17 protein-coding genes are annotated in these 16,984 nt (G+C 42.0%); 8 read left to right on the top strand and 9 right to left on the bottom strand.

What is annotated here, in order from left to right:
* Window positions 1-18: 18 nt before the first annotated feature.
* From ACS8FB_RS10310 to tsf, 5 genes are all read left to right on the top strand, one after another.
* Entirely contained in the window at window positions 19-381 is a 363-nt protein-coding gene (locus ACS8FB_RS10310; protein WP_439262706.1) for a response regulator, read from the top strand.
* Window positions 382-411: 30 nt separating this feature from the next.
* Window positions 412-861, top strand: a complete 450-nt coding sequence (locus ACS8FB_RS10305; protein ID WP_439262704.1) for a chemotaxis protein CheX — start codon at window positions 412-414, stop codon at window positions 859-861.
* A 41-nt stretch (window positions 862-902) separates the two neighbouring features.
* Window positions 903-1,352, top strand: coding sequence for a chemotaxis protein CheX (locus tag ACS8FB_RS10300; RefSeq protein WP_299218105.1), 450 nt, complete (start codon window positions 903-905; stop codon window positions 1,350-1,352).
* 392 nt (window positions 1,353-1,744) lie between these two features.
* The gene (gene rpsB / locus ACS8FB_RS10295) at window positions 1,745-2,554 is read left to right on the top strand and encodes a 30S ribosomal protein S2 (protein WP_439262702.1); all 810 of its coding nucleotides are present in this window, start codon (window positions 1,745-1,747) and stop codon (window positions 2,552-2,554) included.
* A 255-nt stretch (window positions 2,555-2,809) separates the two neighbouring features.
* Complete coding sequence (gene tsf, locus ACS8FB_RS10290) at window positions 2,810-3,691, top strand: translation elongation factor Ts (RefSeq protein ID WP_299218101.1); 882 nt, start codon at window positions 2,810-2,812, stop codon at window positions 3,689-3,691.
* A 169-nt stretch (window positions 3,692-3,860) separates the two neighbouring features.
* On the opposite strand, the gene ACS8FB_RS10285 is transcribed toward tsf, so the two are convergent.
* The 4 genes from ACS8FB_RS10285 to hflX form a co-directional block, all read right to left on the bottom strand.
* Window positions 3,861-4,676: a lytic transglycosylase domain-containing protein gene (locus ACS8FB_RS10285; protein WP_439262700.1), complete on the bottom strand. Its 816-nt coding sequence runs from the start codon at window positions 4,674-4,676 to the stop codon at window positions 3,861-3,863.
* A 490-nt stretch (window positions 4,677-5,166) separates the two neighbouring features.
* Complete coding sequence (locus ACS8FB_RS10280; protein ID WP_439262699.1) at window positions 5,167-5,856, bottom strand: LrgB family protein; 690 nt, start codon at window positions 5,854-5,856, stop codon at window positions 5,167-5,169.
* 19 nt (window positions 5,857-5,875) lie between these two features.
* Window positions 5,876-6,307, bottom strand: coding sequence for a CidA/LrgA family protein (locus tag ACS8FB_RS10275; RefSeq protein WP_439262697.1), 432 nt, complete (start codon window positions 6,305-6,307; stop codon window positions 5,876-5,878).
* A gap of 332 nt (window positions 6,308-6,639) precedes the next feature.
* On the bottom strand, window positions 6,640-8,088 hold the full coding sequence (gene hflX / locus ACS8FB_RS10270) for a ribosome rescue GTPase HflX (protein WP_439262695.1): 1,449 nt from the start codon (window positions 8,086-8,088) through the stop codon (window positions 6,640-6,642).
* Between the two features lie 461 nt (window positions 8,089-8,549).
* Between hflX and ACS8FB_RS10265 the strand changes: the two genes are divergently transcribed.
* The gene (locus ACS8FB_RS10265) at window positions 8,550-9,350 is read left to right on the top strand and encodes a lysophospholipid acyltransferase family protein (protein WP_439262694.1); all 801 of its coding nucleotides are present in this window, start codon (window positions 8,550-8,552) and stop codon (window positions 9,348-9,350) included.
* 135 nt (window positions 9,351-9,485) lie between these two features.
* Here the strand turns inward: ACS8FB_RS10265 and ACS8FB_RS10260 are convergent, their stop codons facing one another.
* Together ACS8FB_RS10260 and fkpB are read right to left on the bottom strand one after the other, a co-directional pair.
* On the bottom strand, window positions 9,486-10,526 hold the full coding sequence (locus tag ACS8FB_RS10260; protein WP_439262693.1) for an aldo/keto reductase: 1,041 nt from the start codon (window positions 10,524-10,526) through the stop codon (window positions 9,486-9,488).
* A gap of 50 nt (window positions 10,527-10,576) precedes the next feature.
* Entirely contained in the window at window positions 10,577-11,074 is a 498-nt protein-coding gene (gene fkpB / locus ACS8FB_RS10255; protein WP_439262691.1) for an FKBP-type peptidyl-prolyl cis-trans isomerase, read from the bottom strand.
* Window positions 11,075-11,225: 151 nt separating this feature from the next.
* Here fkpB and ACS8FB_RS10250 point away from each other — a divergent pair, with 151 nt between their 5' ends.
* Window positions 11,226-11,885, top strand: coding sequence for a DUF1294 domain-containing protein (locus tag ACS8FB_RS10250; protein ID WP_439262689.1), 660 nt, complete (start codon window positions 11,226-11,228; stop codon window positions 11,883-11,885).
* Window positions 11,886-11,894: 9 nt separating this feature from the next.
* Here ACS8FB_RS10250 and ACS8FB_RS10245 read toward each other — a convergent pair whose 3' ends face one another.
* Window positions 11,895-12,500, bottom strand: a complete 606-nt coding sequence (locus ACS8FB_RS10245; RefSeq protein ID WP_439262687.1) for an O-acetyl-ADP-ribose deacetylase — start codon at window positions 12,498-12,500, stop codon at window positions 11,895-11,897.
* A gap of 177 nt (window positions 12,501-12,677) precedes the next feature.
* Here ACS8FB_RS10245 and ACS8FB_RS10240 point away from each other — a divergent pair, with 177 nt between their 5' ends.
* Complete coding sequence (locus ACS8FB_RS10240) at window positions 12,678-13,289, top strand: glutathione S-transferase family protein (RefSeq protein WP_439262685.1); 612 nt, start codon at window positions 12,678-12,680, stop codon at window positions 13,287-13,289.
* 127 nt (window positions 13,290-13,416) lie between these two features.
* Here ACS8FB_RS10240 and lspA read toward each other — a convergent pair whose 3' ends face one another.
* Together lspA and ileS are read right to left on the bottom strand one after the other, a co-directional pair.
* The gene (gene lspA / locus ACS8FB_RS10235) at window positions 13,417-14,043 is read right to left on the bottom strand and encodes a signal peptidase II (RefSeq protein ID WP_439262683.1); all 627 of its coding nucleotides are present in this window, start codon (window positions 14,041-14,043) and stop codon (window positions 13,417-13,419) included.
* Window positions 14,036-16,855, bottom strand: coding sequence for an isoleucine--tRNA ligase (ileS, locus tag ACS8FB_RS10230; RefSeq protein ID WP_439262681.1), 2,820 nt, complete (start codon window positions 16,853-16,855; stop codon window positions 14,036-14,038). Before ileS ends, lspA begins: the two co-directional genes overlap by 8 nt.
* Window positions 16,856-16,984 lie beyond the last annotated feature (129 nt).

The raw sequence follows: 16,984 nt of genomic DNA, 5'->3' as shown, positions 1-16,984 counted from the left end.
AAGGATAATAAATACGTTATGTATAAACTAATGATTGTTGATGATTCCAATATCATTCGAAACCGCATCCAGCGGGCTTATGACTCAGGAAATTTTATGTTGGTTGCGACGGCAACCAGCGGTGTTCAAGCTATTGAGAAGTTCAATACGCATCGTCCTGATGTCATTACTATGGATTTAACCATGCCACAGATGGATGGTCTTGAATGCATTGAAAAGATCATCGCTATTGATCCTGATGTACGAATTTTGGTGGTATCGGCATTGTCAGATAAATCTACGGGCATCGAAGCATTATCGCTTGGTGCTAGTGGGTTTTTATGTAAACCTTTTTCAGAAGAAGATCTCGTAGAGTCTTTGTATGAGCTGGTACAAGACTAATATCATCCAACGACCTAAGCAGATGTCATTATGAAAGAACAAAAGCTACAAATTTTTTTGAACATTATTAGTAACTATTTTAATCAGTTCGGAGGTTCAGAGCTCATCGCTGATACGCCTTATTTGTTAGAAAACAAACAGCCAAAAGTTCACGACTATACAGGTGTGATTGGAATATCAGGTGTCCAGAAAGGTGTGGTGTATTTTTCAGCAACACGCGAGTTACTGACTTCTTTATTAAACAGTATGGGCGAAACTGAAAATAGTGAAGAGATTTACATGGATCTTGCAGGTGAAGTGGCTAATACTATCGCTGGTAATGCACGCAATGAGTTTGGAGCCGAGTTTCACATCTCTGTCCCATTCGTATTTAAAGGGGCGCCGCAAAGTATCGTATTACCTAGCGAAGAGCGTTCCTTTATTATTCCTATTACTTGGCTATCGCAAGTCGGCGAAATTGTAGTTTGTCTGCAAGATTAAACATGTTGCGGGCATATGTTGGATATGGATAATAATATATTATGGTTAAAGTAGAAAAGTTAGGTGTGTTCCTAAGTTCGATTAATGCATTTTTTGCACAAATTGATGACGCACAAGTGGCTATTAATACCCCTTATTTGAATAACAATAAAAGCACTATCGGTTATGACTATAGTGGTGTTATTGAAATATCAGGTCCTCTTGAAGGCTGCGTTTATGTCAGCGCTCCCAGCAACATGCTGCGCCAAGTGATCAAAATAATGGGTGAGCCTGACTCATCGATTACAATGATGAAGGACTTACTTGGTGAAATGGCCAACACGATATCTGGTAATGCTCGTACCGAATTTGGTCCAGAGTTTATTATCTCACCCCCACATATCGTTCAAGGTGCACCAAGTGTGTCTTATTTGCCAAAAGAACGTCATAGTTATATTACCAATTTTACATGGCGTGGTTATGAAGCAGTCATAGGTATTTGTATCGCTTAAGCTAATCAATAAATTGGCCATCATTAAAAAACGACGTATAGGCGTCGTTTTTTTGTGTTTTCTTAATAAGTCATTGGTTTTATTGTCTGTTATTTAAGTATGTAACACATATCGTCAAAGTAATTGTTTATAATTAATAGGCAGTTATGATAAAATACAGCGCAGCTATTTTTAGAATATACTTTTTTTAAGTAATAGCTTAATTTTTAAATCAACCAATGACACACACATCATGGTAAAAAATTACTGGGTGTTTGGTGACTTGATTAATTTGCATATAGTAGAGTATTACGACGTTGCATTGATATAGTGTGTAACGTAAGCAAATGCGTGTCGCTAAATAGGTAGTTTTTGTGATGTGGAGGCATAACCCAACCAACAGGATATTTAACATGGCTACAAACAATCCAACCAAAATTGAGATGCGCGACTTATTACAAGCTGGCGCTCACTTCGGTCACCAAACACGTTTTTGGAATCCAAAAATGGGTCCTTACATCTTTGGTGCACGCAACAAAATTCACATCATCAACTTAGAGCATACTGTCAAAGCATTTAATGAAGCATTGACTTATGTAAACGGCTTAGCTGCTAAGAAAAACAAAGTATTGTTTGTTGGTACTAAACGCGCTGCTAGCGGTATCATTCGTGAGCAAGCTAGACGCGCTGGTATGCCATATGTTGATCACCGCTGGTTAGGTGGTATGTTGACTAACTGGAAAACACTACGTCAGTCAATCACTCGCCTAAAAGAGCTTGAGAAGCAAAGCGAAGACGGTACGTTTGCTAAGCTTACTAAGCGTGAAGCGTTAGAGCGTACTCGCGATATGGAAAAACTTGAGCGTTCATTAGGTGGTATCAAAGATATGGGTGGCCTACCTGATGCAATCTTCGTTGTTGACGTCGATCATGAAGCGATCGCGATCAAAGAAGCTAAGAACTTAGGTATTCCAGTTATCGGTATTGTTGATACAAACTCTAATCCAGACAACGTTGATTATATTATTCCAGCAAACGACGATGCTATTCGCGCTGTGACTTTGTATGTATCTTCTATTGCTGATGCGATCATCGCTGGTAAAGAGTATGCACAGACTCAAGCTGGTGGCAAATCTGACCAAGAGCAAACTGCACAGCAAGCTTCTACAACTGAAGAAGCACCAGCTGAAGATAACGCAGACGCTACAACGCCAGCAGAATAAATGACTGCTCGTTAAGGTCTAACGTTGAAAGGATATTTTGATAGTGTATCTGTCTATATCCATATTAGGTTATTAACAACATACAAGCTTACAATAGGCATGATGCAGTTTGACTCGTCATGCTTTGTTGTTGATGGATAGCTCTTTCACAACTAAGTATAGCTGTCTATGTCTCCCTTGTTATACATAGCTCGTAAATAGTAAAACATCAGCGACGTTAAGCCCCTCATACATAACAATACTAAGGTAACTCTTATGTCAGAAGTAAAAGTATCTGCCAAAATGGTAAAAGAATTGCGTGACCGTACTGGTCTTGGCATGATGGAATGTAAAAAAGCACTGCAAGAAGCAAATGGTGATGTCGAAGTTGCTATCGATAACTTGCGTAAGTCTGGTCAAGCGAAAGCAGCTAAGAAAGCAGGTAACATCGCAGCTGACGGTGCTATTATCATCGCTCAAGGTGACAAAAAAGCATTTTTGTTGGAAGTGAACTGCCAAACTGACTTTGTAGCAAAAGATGATAGCTTCACAGCGTTTGCAGAAAAAGTCGCAAACCTTGCTCTAGAAAACAACGTGACTGACGTAGCTAAAATCTCTGAATTGCCTTATGGTGACGGTCAAACAGTTGAAGAAGCACGTGTGTCTTTAGTACAGAAAATCGGTGAAAACATTCAGGTTCGCCGTGTTGAAACTATTGAAGGCGACAATATCGCATCATACCGTCACGGTCTACGTATCGGTGTTGTGGTATCGTATGAAGGCGGCAATGAAGAAACTGGCAAAAACCTTGCCATGCACATCGCAGCGTTCAACCCTGTTGCTGTCAATGATGAAGATGTCTCAGCTGACGTACTAGCACGCGAAAAAGACATTATCGAAGCAAAAGCTAAAGAATCTGGCAAGCCTGATAACATCGTTGAAAAAATGATCGAAGGTGGTCTACGTAAGTACCTAGACGAAGTAACCTTACTACGTCAACCATACGTCATGGACAATGACAAAAAAGTAGGCGATGTACTAAAAGCTGAAGGTGTAAAAGTACTTGGCTTTAAACGTCTAGAAGTTGGCGAAGGCATCGAAAAAAAGCAAGAAGACTTTGCTGCTGAAGTTGCTGCTACCCAAGCTGCTAACAAGTAAGCTTTAAAATATATTACAGGTCGCGGTGGATGCTAAATAATCAATAAGTTTGTATTTAGCATCCATCAACTGACTGTATTTAGATCGTAAAATAAAAAGCCCGCTAATAGATGAGCGGGCTTTTTTGTGTACAGGTTTTAATATTTAAATATATGTCTTACTTTCAATATTAGCGCAAAGCGGCGTAGGCGGAATTGGCATAACTGGCACTGCCACTGTTGTTGCTAGTGCCGTAACTGACAGTTTGTATCCCACCACTATTGTTGTTGCTATTAACAGTAGCATTATTAGCGCTCATAGTATTATCAGACAGACCTGAGTCGTTCTTGTATAAGCTATGGTAACGACTCATCACTTTTTTGACGTAGTTACGAGTTTCTTTAAAAGGTGGTATACCGTTGTATTTATCGACATTACCTTCTCCAGCATTGTAACCTGCTATCGCAAACTCTATATTGTTGTTAAAACGGCGCATAAGCCAAGCAATGTATTTAGCTGAGCCTTCAATATTGTCAGCAGGATTCCAAGGATTGCTGACTTTGAAGCGACTGGCAGTAGCAGGCATCAATTGCATAAGACCTTGCGCTCCCACAGGAGAACGAGCATTAGGGTTAAAAGCTGACTCAGTGTGCATCATCGCTTTCATTAGGCCTGGATCAACGCCATGCCGAGTAGCAGAGGCACGAATATAGCTATCATAAGCATCGCGACTACCGCTTTTGCTAGCAGAGCTACTGCTATAGCTGTTACTACTACTATCACCGTCATACATCTTTGAGTCTTTGTAATAAGTCACTTTTACTTTTTTAGTAAACTTATCAAAATTACCAGTCGGATTGACGTTCGTTAAGAGAACTTGGCCACCCTTATCTTTATATATGTACATGTTACCAGCTTGAGCGGTAACCGAGAGGGTAGATAGAGCGATAGCAGTCAACATAAAAGGAGACAGAAAACGGTTAAATAGAGGGGCAATTTTTATCATAGAAAATATCACTTTTTATCGAATAACAGCAAATTACTCTGCTTATAGGCGTAATGTTTTGTTTAATAAAGCCATTATTAGTAGCTGCAGGTTGTCACACCAATGACTGCCATAAATAGCCAACAAAATTACGTCTAACCAAAATCACTTGCAATAGATACAAAAGATAATAGTTGCTTACTATATCATAAAATAACTTTTAACCCTATAACCTTGGTTTGGAATAAGCACTAAATATTTTTAATAAATATTTAGAAAAATCAGATATTAACGCTATTTTTATTTTGAACAAGATTGATAAATACGTTTACTTATAATCTGATTATAATGTTATAAGGACAAGCGAAAGACAAACAGTTATATAGGTTTAGACATTTCTGATAGACATAAGTTTTTAAAATAAGACACATATCGGGTTTGCGAGTGACTGGTTTTAAAAGTGACTGAATTTAAGATTGACTAATCTTATATGCTTTATAAGCACCAAACTTTAAATGCCTAAGGCACTGATAAAGATAGGCACCCAAACTGCTGTTAGTAAACCGTTGACTGCCAGTCCAAAAGCAGCATAACGTCCAGCTGTATGACTGATTTGCCAAGCTTCTACTGTACCAAACGCATGAGCGGCCAATCCTAATGCCAAACCTTTAGCGCGGTCATCATCTATACTGCGAAATAAGAACCGAGCCAGCATGCCGCCTATTAAACCTGACACAATGATAATTAAGTTGGCCATTGCTAAAGGCGCTTTTATCAAATCTGCCACACTAAGGCCAATAGGGGTCGTTACAGAACGAGTAGCGAAGGCTAATAAGGTGTCATGACTTAACGAAAATAGATAAGCCAATGACATGGGTAGGAGGGCGCCGACCACACTAGCGATGACTACAATATTGGTCAAGCTTTTGACAGGTAACCCTTTGAAGCTCATAGCGGCTAGTGGCACAGCCAATAATACGGTGACGTAACCTAATAAATGGTCAAAGACAGGTTTGGCAACACTATAATAATCATTGTAATCCCACCGTGAAATAAACAAAAATACAATGACTAAGACGAGTGCAGTAATGACCATTGGTAACCAAGATATCTTCCTTGCCAATACGCGAGCAATAACGTGTGCGGCTAAGGTGAGTAATATCGCTGCCAAGGTAGCTATAAATACACTATCAAAGCTCATGCTGTCTCTCCTAAGCCTATTATGGCTTTTTATGCTCAGTAATAGTGTCGTCATTGATACTGACATCACTACTTAACCAACGATTGGCAAGTAGGCCAAGCCCCCAAAGAGGTATCAGCGTACTAATCAACATGGTTAGCATGACTCCCCATAGCTCATCGCCTAACGCAAAAAGCAGTAAACCTGCGCCAGCTGATATTGGCAAAAATGCAAAGCCACTATCAACCAGTAGCGTATTACTGGCTTTGGTCAGCCAGTTAGGTAAACCTTTGAGTATCCGCCATGCTACAAGAATAAAAAACATCGCTACCAAGCCGACTACATTGGCTGCTTTTTCAATACCCGCCCACTGACAAACAACAACGGCTGTTTCACGGACAATAATGACCATAGATAGTGTAATTATTAATGCAATCCATGGCGGCATAGACGAGGAGTAGCTAGCTTTCATAAACAATCCTTGCCAAAATAGCAATTAGTCAGTGTTGGAAATAAGGTAGAAGTTGCATTGTTGGCACAGAAAAAAGCGCTATAGCATAGAGTGGTAAGTATTATACAAAGATAACCAGACGCTTTATTGACTTTGCGATTGATTATATACATATTGAATAAACTAATAAACCTCGCTGAATACACAGATTTAACTAGTAAGGTTTGAGCACGTTAATAAGGTAAAAATACTTGTTCGTCAAACAATAAAAGTGACTTAAAAAAGGCCTGTACATGCAAACGTTGCAAGTACAGGCCTTTGTTGGACCAAGCCTACATACCTTGTTTAACTGGCTAAGATGATGAATCAGTCGTTGAGGAGTCATCAATATCAACAGGCTCATTGATATCTTGGCCATCCGTATTTCCAAAACCATCATCACCATCAGTCGTCGCTTGCTCAGTATTAATATCCTGTTCAAATGGTTCAAGTGTAGGCATCAATAGGGTTGCTTGCGCTAATGGTAAGACATCAATCGGCGATAAGTTTGCTTGCCCTAGTATTTGCTTGAGTCTATCACTTGGTAGACGAATGGTTAAGCATTCGTGTCCTGTGTCATCGTAGCTTTCTGCTTGAATAACCCCTAACTCATAAAGCGTATTTTTGAGCTGACCGGCATCATAAGGAAGCGTCAAGTCAAACGTTGTCAATGTACCTGTTAATAACTGCTGTACAGCAAGTGACAACTCTTCCATGCCTAAGTTATCTTTTGAAGACACATAAACGCGATTGGGCTTACCTTCAGTTGCATAGCCTATATGTGCAGGCTCATCGGTTAAATCGATTTTGTTATAAACGTTGAGTACAGGAACATCATTATCAATCTCAGCCAAGACATCTTTGACAGCCTGGATTTGCTCATGCATATCTTCACTAGAGGAATCAATAACATGTAACAATAAATCAGCCTCTAGCGTCTCCTCCAAAGTCGCATGAAAAGACTCAACCAATTCATGCGGCAGATGACGAACAAAACCTACCGTATCAACAAGCACGACCCGACCAACACCTTGCCAGTCTAGGCGGCGCAGCGTAGGGTCTAGGGTTGCAAATAGCTGATCTGCGGCATAGATGTTTTCATCAACTAGACGGTTAAACAAAGTTGATTTACCAGCGTTGGTATAGCCAACCAAAGATATAGTAGGTACATCTGACTTTTGACGTTTGGCTCGACCTTGAGCACGAGTTTGCTTTACTTTATCGAGCTTATTTTTCAGCTGATTGACGCGCGTCTGTAACAAACGGCGATCGGTCTCAAGCTGAGTCTCACCTGGCCCGCGCAGACCAATACCACCTTTTTGACGCTCCAAATGCGTCCAACCGCGTACCAAGCGGGTAGACAGATGGTTTAACTGCGCAAGCTCCACTTGCAGCTTACCTTCATAAGTACGCGCACGCTGAGCGAAAATGTCTAAAATTAAACCGGTGCGATCAAGTACGCGGCATTTTACTAGGGTCTCAATATTACGCTCTTGTGAGGGCGATAAGTTGTGGTTAAACAGAACAATATCAGCGTCATGTTCACGAACCAGCTCAGCGATTTCTTCAGCTTTACCACTGCCGACGAAGTATTTGGCATCGGGTCTTGAACGTGATCCGGTGACTAGTGCCAGACGATCAGCCCCTGCCGAATCTGCCAACAACTCAAATTCGCTTAAATCATCAGGATCTTGGATTTGACGAATGTCTAAATGTACGATAATGGCACGTTCGCCACCTGAGTGTCTTTCAAAATATTCCAAAAATTCTCACCTCTGAATAGAGTAAATAAATCGCTACTATTGTATAAAAATATAGCATGTCAGCAGCGTTCAGTTAAGGTCTATATATGGTCTGATGTCTTGATATTAAAGCGTATAAAAATAATTAGCGATGATTTTATGTTACAGCGCTTTTAGGGTAACTCGCTATCGATGATATTGTTATCTTAACTTTTTTATCAATAAATATAAAAACGGCTGATAAAATAGTATTAAACCTTGAGAAAACGAAGAACGTGCTGGTCCCACAGTAGCATAAGAAGACTGAGTGAACAAATCGTCACTGACTCACAAAACTTTGTTATACTTACCTCGTTTTTTGGCTTAATTTTGTCCTTCATATAAGGGTATTAATTTTTAGGCTGAATCAACATTTTCATTTATCTAAGTATTAATTTGTTCAGGTAATTGTTTAAACCGTTATCTAATCATGAGGGGCACAGATGAGCCAATCTAAATCAAAGTTTTCGCTCAGAAAGCAGGTGGGCCGCGGCAAAAAAATAGCTGGCATGACGACGACTATCGCAGGTGGTATGCGCACAGCACAGCGTATTGGTGCTTTTCGTGAACCACCACGTGAGACGTTACCACGCTATATTCAGACTTTTTGTCGCAAGATGGCAGGCTCTTTCGGTGTCAAGATTGTCCAGGTTGAGCCTGTGCCGCAGTATCACGGCCTATGGGTATCTAACCATGTTTCGTGGATGGATATCCCTGTAGTTGGTACTGTCAGCCCTGCTTTCTTTTTGTCAAAGGCAGAAATTGGCGATTGGCCTATCTTTGGTAAGCTTGTCCATGCAGCAGGCACAGTGTTTATCAAACGTGGCTCTGGCGACGTAGGCTCAGTGACAACGCAAATTGCCAGTTTTTTAAATGAAGGTTTTTCAGTTATATTCTTTCCTGAAGCGACCACCACTGATGGCAAAAAAGTGAAGCGTATTCACGGTACTTTATTACAAGCAGCAATCGACGCGGATGTACCGATTCAACCGCTTGTACTATGCTATGTTAATAAAGATGGTACCTTAAGTGAAGCACTGCCTTATTATGGCAAGCTTACGATGAAAGACAGCATTAAACGGGTCCTTGATAGTAAAAACGTGACCGCTTATGTACTACCACTTGAACCATTAGATCCAAACGGCCGCAGTAAGAGTGAGTTGACCAACGAGCTACAAAAGCGTATGCAAGAAGGTTTGACTGAACTACATTCAAGAGTACTTAGCACGTCACCTAACGCTTAAGAATTCATGTCTAATCTTGATAGGGATAGCATAAGAAAAGGCGCAAATCGCTATTGTTACTAGAGCGATTTGCGCCTTTTTGATATCAACAATGAACAACCTTATGTTGACCGTATAAATACGAGGCTGACCAGTCTATGGAGATGGGTTGGGTTGGCGCGTATGTACCGCTTCTATGGCATCTAATACATCAGTGGTTAAAGTCAGATGAATACTGTCAATATTTGACTTTAGCTGCTCAAGGTTGGTGGCCCCAATGATATTACTAGTGACAAATGAGCGTGAGTTAACAAAAGCCAGTGCCATCTGTGCCATATCTAAGCCTGCATCTGCGGCTATCTTAGCGTACTGGGCGGTTGCTTCTTGTGCTTGCTCGTTGACATAGCGCTCAAAACGATCATATTTCGTCAGGCGTGCTCCTTCTGGACGTTTGCCATCCAAATACTTACCTGATAGGACGCCAAAGCCAAGCGGAGAGTAGGCGAGCAGACCAACGTTTGAGCGGTGTGCAATCTCCGCCATGCCTACTTCATATAAGCGGTTAAGTAGGCTGTAAGGGTTTTGTACCGTAATCGGCGCTTTTAGTCCATTTTTATCCGCTTCCCATAAATAGCGCATCAGACCCCAAGCAGTATCATTCGATAGCCCATAAGCACGAATACGACCTTTTTTAATTTCATCATTTAAAGCACTGATGGTTTCCAAAAACGGCGTGAGGTCTTCTAGTGGCTGCGCTGCCATATCTTCAGTATAACCGCGCTGTCCAAAGTAGTTGGATTGGCGTTCAGGCCAGTGCAACTGGTAGATGTCGATATAATCTGTTTGTAGACGCTCAAGATTACTATCAATCGCGCTACTGATTTGCTCAGCGTTAAAACGCGTTTGACCGTCACGCAAAAAGCTCATTGGTGACATTTTGCTGGCAAGTATGACCTTGTCACGCTGTTTGGTCTGGTTAAACCATGTGCCTACGTAACGCTCTGTATCACCTTGCTTGTCTTTGTCTGGCGGTGAAGGGTACATCTCAGCTGTATCCCAAAAGTTTACCCCTTCGCTGAGCGCCATGTCCATTTGCGCGTGTGCTTCAGTTTCGGTGTTCTGTTGGCCCCAAGTCATCGTACCTAGACAGATTTTAGAGACTTGTTCATCGATTTGTGGAAGCGTCTGATATTGCATATAAATGTCCTTTTTAAAAGGGTTGTTGTTCTCTAGAGTACGTTTCATTATTACATTAGTTGGACGCCAGTCACCCCAGGTGGGGTAACTTTAAAGACTTTGACTTTAAATAGCACGGATTGACCAGCAAGAGGATGATTAAAGTCCACCTCTATCTCATCGTCATTGATAGTACTGATCGTACCTGGCAAAGTGTTTTTACCTTTGTCTTCAAATTCGACCAACATGCCAACTTCTGGATTATCGGTGACTAAAGCGAACTGAGTGCGACTAAAGTGCTGGATGTTTTCAGGATTCCATTCACCAAAAGCCTGCTCAGGCTCAAGATGGGCTGAGCGCGTGTCACCCGCACGTAGATTCATCAGTACCTGCTCAAAACCTGGCAATAAACTCTCATCGCCGATGGTAAGCTTGACAGGTGAATCACGGTGGAAGGTTGAGTCAACGATGGTACCGTTCTCTAGAGACACTTCAAAATGAAGCTTAACAAGGCTACCGTGAGTAATACGTGTGTCTTCATTTGGATTGATAAATTGGGAGTCAGTCATAATCAAGCGCCATTAGTCATAAAAGTAATGAGGAATTATTTGATGTGTATAGTGTAAGAAATGATAAGACAATTAACCATTAATGTAAGCGTTAATAATGTAACCTAAATAGTTTACAATATTTGACTGTTTAATACAGAGGCAAAAACAGATGGCAGATAGGCAACAGGGCACGATTAAAAAATGGCAAGACGATAAAGGTTTTGGCTTTATTAATACTGAAAATGATGAGTCCGTATTTTTTCATATTAGTGAATTTAAATCACAGCGTCGCCCTAAGATTGGTGAGTCTGTCATCTTTACGGTCGGACAAGACAATAAAGGTCGTGTGCAGGCAAGACAAGTACAAGAGCTTGAATATGTACAACAACAAATGGCGAAGAAAAACAGTCAAATCCGTAAACGTAATCAACAACGCACGGCACAAGCTGAGTTTGAGAATGGGCAAAAAAAACGTTTGCTCCTTGGTGCCGGTTTTTATGGCGTGCTTATACTACTTGCATTGACCAGTGAGATAAGTTGGCTGGTGGTTGCATGGTATATAGCACTAGGATTTATCACTTATATGATGTATGCCAAAGATAAAGCCGCAGCCCAAAGTGGCGATTGGCGTACGCCTGAATTAACACTACACCTGCTTAGCATGCTTGGTGGCTGGGTCGGAGCGATGGTCGCACAGACGTATTTGCGACACAAATCACAAAAGCCTGAATTTCGCATGACCTACTATCTGACGGTCATTATCAATTTAGCAGGGCTGCTCTTTGTCATAATGGGCGGCAGCTTAGATTTTTTAACCGAGTTATTGTAGAGCGTTGGTTTAAATTTGCGCCAGTATTCGCTGATAAACGGCTGTATCTGAGGCTGAAAAACAGCAAAAGATCACTTCACAAATTGAAAAATCATCCATTTGTTCTAAACCGTTTTGCACATACTCTCTGACTGTATCGATTGCAACTTTAGCTGCCTTATCAATGGGGTAACCGTAGACGCCTGTACTAATAGATGGAAAGGCAATACTGGTGAGACCTTTTTGAGTTGCCAGTTCTAAAGATTTTCGATAACAACGGGCAAGTAGTGCTTGTTCGCTACTATGACCGCCATGCCAAACAGAGCCTACAGTATGAATCACATACTGGGAGGGTAAGTCAAATGCTGGACTGATTTTAGCATCGCCAGTCTGGCAGCCATTTAATGTACGGCAATACTCAAGTAGCTTAGGTCCCGCTGCCCGATGAATTGCACCATCGACACCGCCGCCACCAAGCAAACTTGAGTTGGCAGCATTAACAATGGCATCGACGTTTAAGGTGGTGATGTCTGCCTGTAATACTGACAAAGTCACAACATTAGAGGGCTCAATATTAGGATTTTTAGAAGCAGAAATTTTCTTTTGATAAATAGGTCTTGATTGAGTGTTTGACATAGAAAAAACCTTTTTATTAGTTCAATAATATTATTTTATAACTTATTCTAAATTATTTTCCATCATTGGCTTGTATGTTATATGGTTATAATAAGTTGTATTTTATCAGCTCAATTCTATAGATCTATAAACAACCAAACAGGTAAATGGACTTTAATCATAACAAGGTAAATTATAATGATTACTCTGTACAAATATACCCAGCCAAGTCGAGCGGAGACTGTGATTTGGGCACTAAGCGAGCTTGACCTAGATTATGAAGTTAAAGAGATAGATGCCAAAAAAGGTGAGCAAAGAAGTCCTGAGTTTCTAGCAATTAATCCTTTTGGTAAAATCCCAGCATTAACTCATAATGACAAAGTATTTACAGAATCTTTGGCTATCATTGAATACCTTAATGACTTGCATCCTGATAAACCACTTACGCCTAACAGAGACGATGAAAACTACGCAGAGAAAAACTACAAACTGCGTCAAGTCATCTCCTTTGGCATGATTGAGCTGGAAAGTTATCTATGGATATTGACCAAAATTAAAGTTTTACAAAACTTTGAGAGCTGGCCCGAGGGTACGGCTGATAACTGCATGAAGTGTATCCAAAATGCGCTACCCATTGCTTACGCTTGGTTAGATGAGCAGGACTATATAGCAGGGGACAGCTTTACGTTAGCAGACATTTATTATCAGCAGCTGTTTACGTGGGTAAAAATGCTAGGAGTTGAATTACCAGAGCATGTTAAGGCTTATCTTAAGAAGTTATCAAAGCGTGAGAAGTTTCATGGGAGGTAGGATAATAGCGTGTAGCAAGAGCCGCTCCAACACGTTAATTTATCAAAAACAACAGGCAAAAGAAAAGGCGGGTTACGTATTCGTAAACCCACCTTCCCAATCTAAAAACTATCTACGATTATCATTGCTAAATTTCACGCTTCTTTTCTAAAAATAGCATATCAATGACAATCATCGCCACACCGATACTGATACCCATATCGGCAATGTTAAATATCGGATAATGCCAGACATCCGCATTATGCACATGGATAAAATCGATGACGTGACCATGTAGCAAGCGATCTATCAGATTACCAACTGCACCGCCAAGTACCAATGCTAGACCTGTAGATAGTAGCTTGGCTTGGCGCGGGGCTTTTATCAGATAGCCTATCAAGAACAGCGACATGATTAGAGCAAGACCTGCAAAAAACCACTTTTGCCAACCGCCTGCATCGGCCAAAAAGCTAAAAGCAGCGCCATAATTGTACGCTAAGGTCCAATTAAGAAACGGCTCGATAACGGGTACGGGCTCATGAAAAGTCAGCTTGGTTTCAGCTAGCCATTTTGTCCATTGATCGATGATAAGCACGGCAAGCGACAGCAAATACCACATAAAGGCACGACTGCCATTTGCGATAACTTTTGGTGTTTTAGTCAAACGTCCTTTGGGCGTCGATGAACTACCCGTGGTTGCATGGGCAGGTTTGGGCGAGCCGTCGGCCTCAACCTGCGGCCGTTGATTGTCGGATGATTCCGTTGGATTAGGCATAGTGACGCACCTCGCCATTGCCAGCGACGTTGGTTACGCAGCGCGCACATAATTCAGGGTGTGCTGGATCTGTACCGATGTCATCACGGATATGCCAACAGCGTATACATTTTGTGCCAGTGGCCGCGCTCACATTGACAGTCAAGTCTGCTGAGCTGTCTTCTGTTTGCTTAGCATCATTGGGAGCTTTAGCTATTGGAGCCAAAGTCGCTTTACTGGTAATCAAGACAAACCGTAATTCTTCACCAAGTTTTGCTAGGCTCTCATGCATCGCGCCATCGGCATACAGGGTGACGTCAGCGGACAAATTAGCATTAATGATCTTATCGCCGCGTGCAGTCTCGATGTTTTTATTAACCATGTCTTTGGCTTGCATGATACGTTGCCAGTCCTCACTACTGATGGCACTGAGCTCGAATGCTGGGAACTCGTACCATTCTTGGGTAAACACATAGCCGGCGTCTTGCCCGTTTTTACCTTGCAATACTTCCCAAGCTTCTTGGGCAGTAAACGACAAAATCGGCGTAATCCAGCGAATGAGTGCATGAGCAATATGATAAATAGCGGTTTGCGCAGAGCGGCGCGGCTGTCCGTCAGTTTGAGTGGTGTACTGACGGTCTTTAATAATATCTAAATAGAAGCTGCCCAAGTCTTGCGAACAAAACGCGGCAATATGCTGGGTGACTTGGTGAAAGTCCATGGCATCATAAGCACTGACAATTTGTGCTTGTACCGCTTGCGTACGTTTAATAATAAATTTATCAAGACTGACCAGCTCATCCATAGCAATGCTATTAGTCTGAGGATTAAAGTCGTCGGTATTGGCAAGCAAAAAACGCAAGGTATTACGGATACGGCGATACATGTCGATTGCGCCTTTAAACACCGTCTTACCTGCGCTCATCTCATAGCGATAGTCGCTAGAGGCGATCCACAAACGCAGCATATCTGCGCCTGTTTTATTAATCTCGTCTTGTGGCGTAATGATATTGCCAAGTGACTTACTCATCTTGCGGCCGTTTTCATCAACGACAAAGCCGTGGGTCAATACTTGCTTAAACGGTGGGCGCTCGTACATTGCTTCAGACGTTAATAGTGAAGTCTGGAACCAACCGCGATGCTGATCAGAGCCTTCTAGATACATATCAGCGGGGTTGGTCAATTCATCACGCTGTTCAAGTACCGCAAAATGCGTCGTCCCTGAGTCAAACCAAACGTCTAAGGTGTCAGTAGATTTGTCATAATCAGCAGCTTCATCGCCTAGATAGTCTTCACAGCTGGCATCAAACCATGCTTCAACGCCACCTTTGGCGATGTTTTGTGCGGCCATCTCCATCAGCTCAAGCGTCTTTGGATGCAGCTCGCCTGTTTCTTTATGAGTAAAAAAGGCAATCGGTACGCCCCAGGTGCGCTGACGTGAGATGCACCAGTCAGGGCGACCTGTCATCATAGATTCAATGCGGTTTTGCCCCCAAACTGGCGTCCAATTGACTGATGGGATATCGGCAAGCGCTCGCTCGCGTAAACCTTTGGTCTCCATGTTGATAAACCACTGCGGCGTTGCGCGAAAGATAATGGGCGACTTATGGCGCCAGCAATGCGGATAGCTATGTTCAATCTTGGTATGACTAACGAGATGACCGTTGTCATGCAAAGTGGCGATGATCTTTGGATTGGCTTTATAAATGTGCTCACCGGCGAATACCGCCGCGCTGTCCAAATACACGCCCGTACCGCCCACTGGGTTTTCAACTGGTAAGTTATACTTAAGGCCCACGATATAATCGTCAAGACCGTGACCAGGAGCAGTATGTACCAGACCTGTACCACTATCGGTAGTCACGTGATCGCCTAAGATAAACGGTACTTGACGATCTACAATCAAGGGATGCTGAGCACGCAAACCTTCAAGCTCGCGTCCTGATACGGTTGCCAATACGCCTTCATCACTGAGTTTAAGCTCGGTTAATGCCGTTTCAATCAGATCAGTGGCGAAGAGAAAATTACCTTTTTCAGTTGCGACTATACTATAGTCATGCTCAGGATGTACTGAAATCGCTTGGTTAGCAGGTAGCGTCCAAGGCGTGGTTGTCCAAATGACAGCGGCAATGTTGCCATCAATTTCACTTAGCGCCGCAACCTTTTCGGTATCAAGTACATCGAAGCTGACATAGATAGCGTCAGAGACTTTATCTTGATATTCAACTTCTGCTTCAGCTAAGGCAGAGCTACAATCCAAGCACCAGTTCACAGGCTTCATGCCGCGGGTCACATGACCGTTGTCATAGATTTTAGCCAGTGCGCGTACGATATTAGCTTCTTGCGCAAAGTTCATGGTTAGATAAGGGTTATCCCAATCACCAAATACCCCTAGACGCTTAAAGTCCGCTTTTTGCAATTCAATCTGAGTGCTTGCGTATTCACGACACAGACCACGGAATTCAGTGGCAGAGACTTTTTGACCAACTTTACCGACTTTGGCTTCCACCTTTTGCTCGATAGGCAAACCATGACAGTCCCAACCGGGCACATAAGGCGCATCAAAGCCTGATAGCGTTTTTGATTTAACGATAATGTCTTTGAGCACTTTATTGACTGCATGACCTAAATGAATCTGACCGTTTGCGTAGGGAGGGCCATCATGCAAAATATATTTGGTTGCGCCTATACGTGCTTGACGAATTTTACCGTACACATCGTCAGCTTCCCATGCTGCAAGCCAATCAGGTTCACGTTTGGCAAGATTTGCACGCATGGCAAAAGGTGTGTCAGCAAGATTTAGTGTGTCTTTATAGTCGATAGATTCGGTCATAGTCTTCGTCTTTGTCTCTATTTATACAGTGGAAAGATAAGGGTTGGGATGGAATATATTATGTGGTGACTTATAAACCAGCAGACAGGTTTAGCAAAATCAAAGCTACTCATTATAGGGTAAAAGAGG

The organism is Psychrobacter sp. 1U1 (genome assembly GCF_051847535.1).
In the GTDB taxonomy this organism is placed as follows: Bacteria; Pseudomonadota; Gammaproteobacteria; order Pseudomonadales; family Moraxellaceae; genus Psychrobacter; species Psychrobacter saeujeotis.
This window is presented reverse-complemented; position numbering and strand designations above follow the sequence as displayed.

Coding starts and splice junctions, on each gene's coding strand:
- ACS8FB_RS10300 (WP_299218105.1), top strand. CDS start 903: ATGGTTAAAGTAGAAAAGTTAGGTGTGTTCCTAAGTTCGATTAATGCA.
- ACS8FB_RS10250 (WP_439262689.1), top strand. CDS start 11,226: ATGGCAGATAGGCAACAGGGCACGATTAAAAAATGGCAAGACGATAAA.
- ACS8FB_RS10240 (WP_439262685.1), top strand. CDS start 12,678: ATGATTACTCTGTACAAATATACCCAGCCAAGTCGAGCGGAGACTGTG.
- ACS8FB_RS10260 (WP_439262693.1), bottom strand. CDS start 10,526: ATGCAATATCAGACGCTTCCACAAATCGATGAACAAGTCTCTAAAATC.
- lspA (WP_439262683.1), bottom strand. CDS start 14,043: ATGCCTAATCCAACGGAATCATCCGACAATCAACGGCCGCAGGTTGAG.
- ACS8FB_RS10265 (WP_439262694.1), top strand. CDS start 8,550: ATGAGCCAATCTAAATCAAAGTTTTCGCTCAGAAAGCAGGTGGGCCGC.
- ACS8FB_RS10285 (WP_439262700.1), bottom strand. CDS start 4,676: ATGATAAAAATTGCCCCTCTATTTAACCGTTTTCTGTCTCCTTTTATG.
- tsf (WP_299218101.1), top strand. CDS start 2,810: ATGTCAGAAGTAAAAGTATCTGCCAAAATGGTAAAAGAATTGCGTGAC.
- ACS8FB_RS10310 (WP_439262706.1), top strand. CDS start 19: ATGTATAAACTAATGATTGTTGATGATTCCAATATCATTCGAAACCGC.
- ACS8FB_RS10275 (WP_439262697.1), bottom strand. CDS start 6,307: ATGAAAGCTAGCTACTCCTCGTCTATGCCGCCATGGATTGCATTAATA.
- rpsB (WP_439262702.1), top strand. CDS start 1,745: ATGGCTACAAACAATCCAACCAAAATTGAGATGCGCGACTTATTACAA.
- ACS8FB_RS10280 (WP_439262699.1), bottom strand. CDS start 5,856: ATGAGCTTTGATAGTGTATTTATAGCTACCTTGGCAGCGATATTACTC.
- ACS8FB_RS10245 (WP_439262687.1), bottom strand. CDS start 12,500: ATGTCAAACACTCAATCAAGACCTATTTATCAAAAGAAAATTTCTGCT.
- fkpB (WP_439262691.1), bottom strand. CDS start 11,074: ATGACTGACTCCCAATTTATCAATCCAAATGAAGACACACGTATTACT.
- ileS (WP_439262681.1), bottom strand. CDS start 16,855: ATGACCGAATCTATCGACTATAAAGACACACTAAATCTTGCTGACACA.
- ACS8FB_RS10305 (WP_439262704.1), top strand. CDS start 412: ATGAAAGAACAAAAGCTACAAATTTTTTTGAACATTATTAGTAACTAT.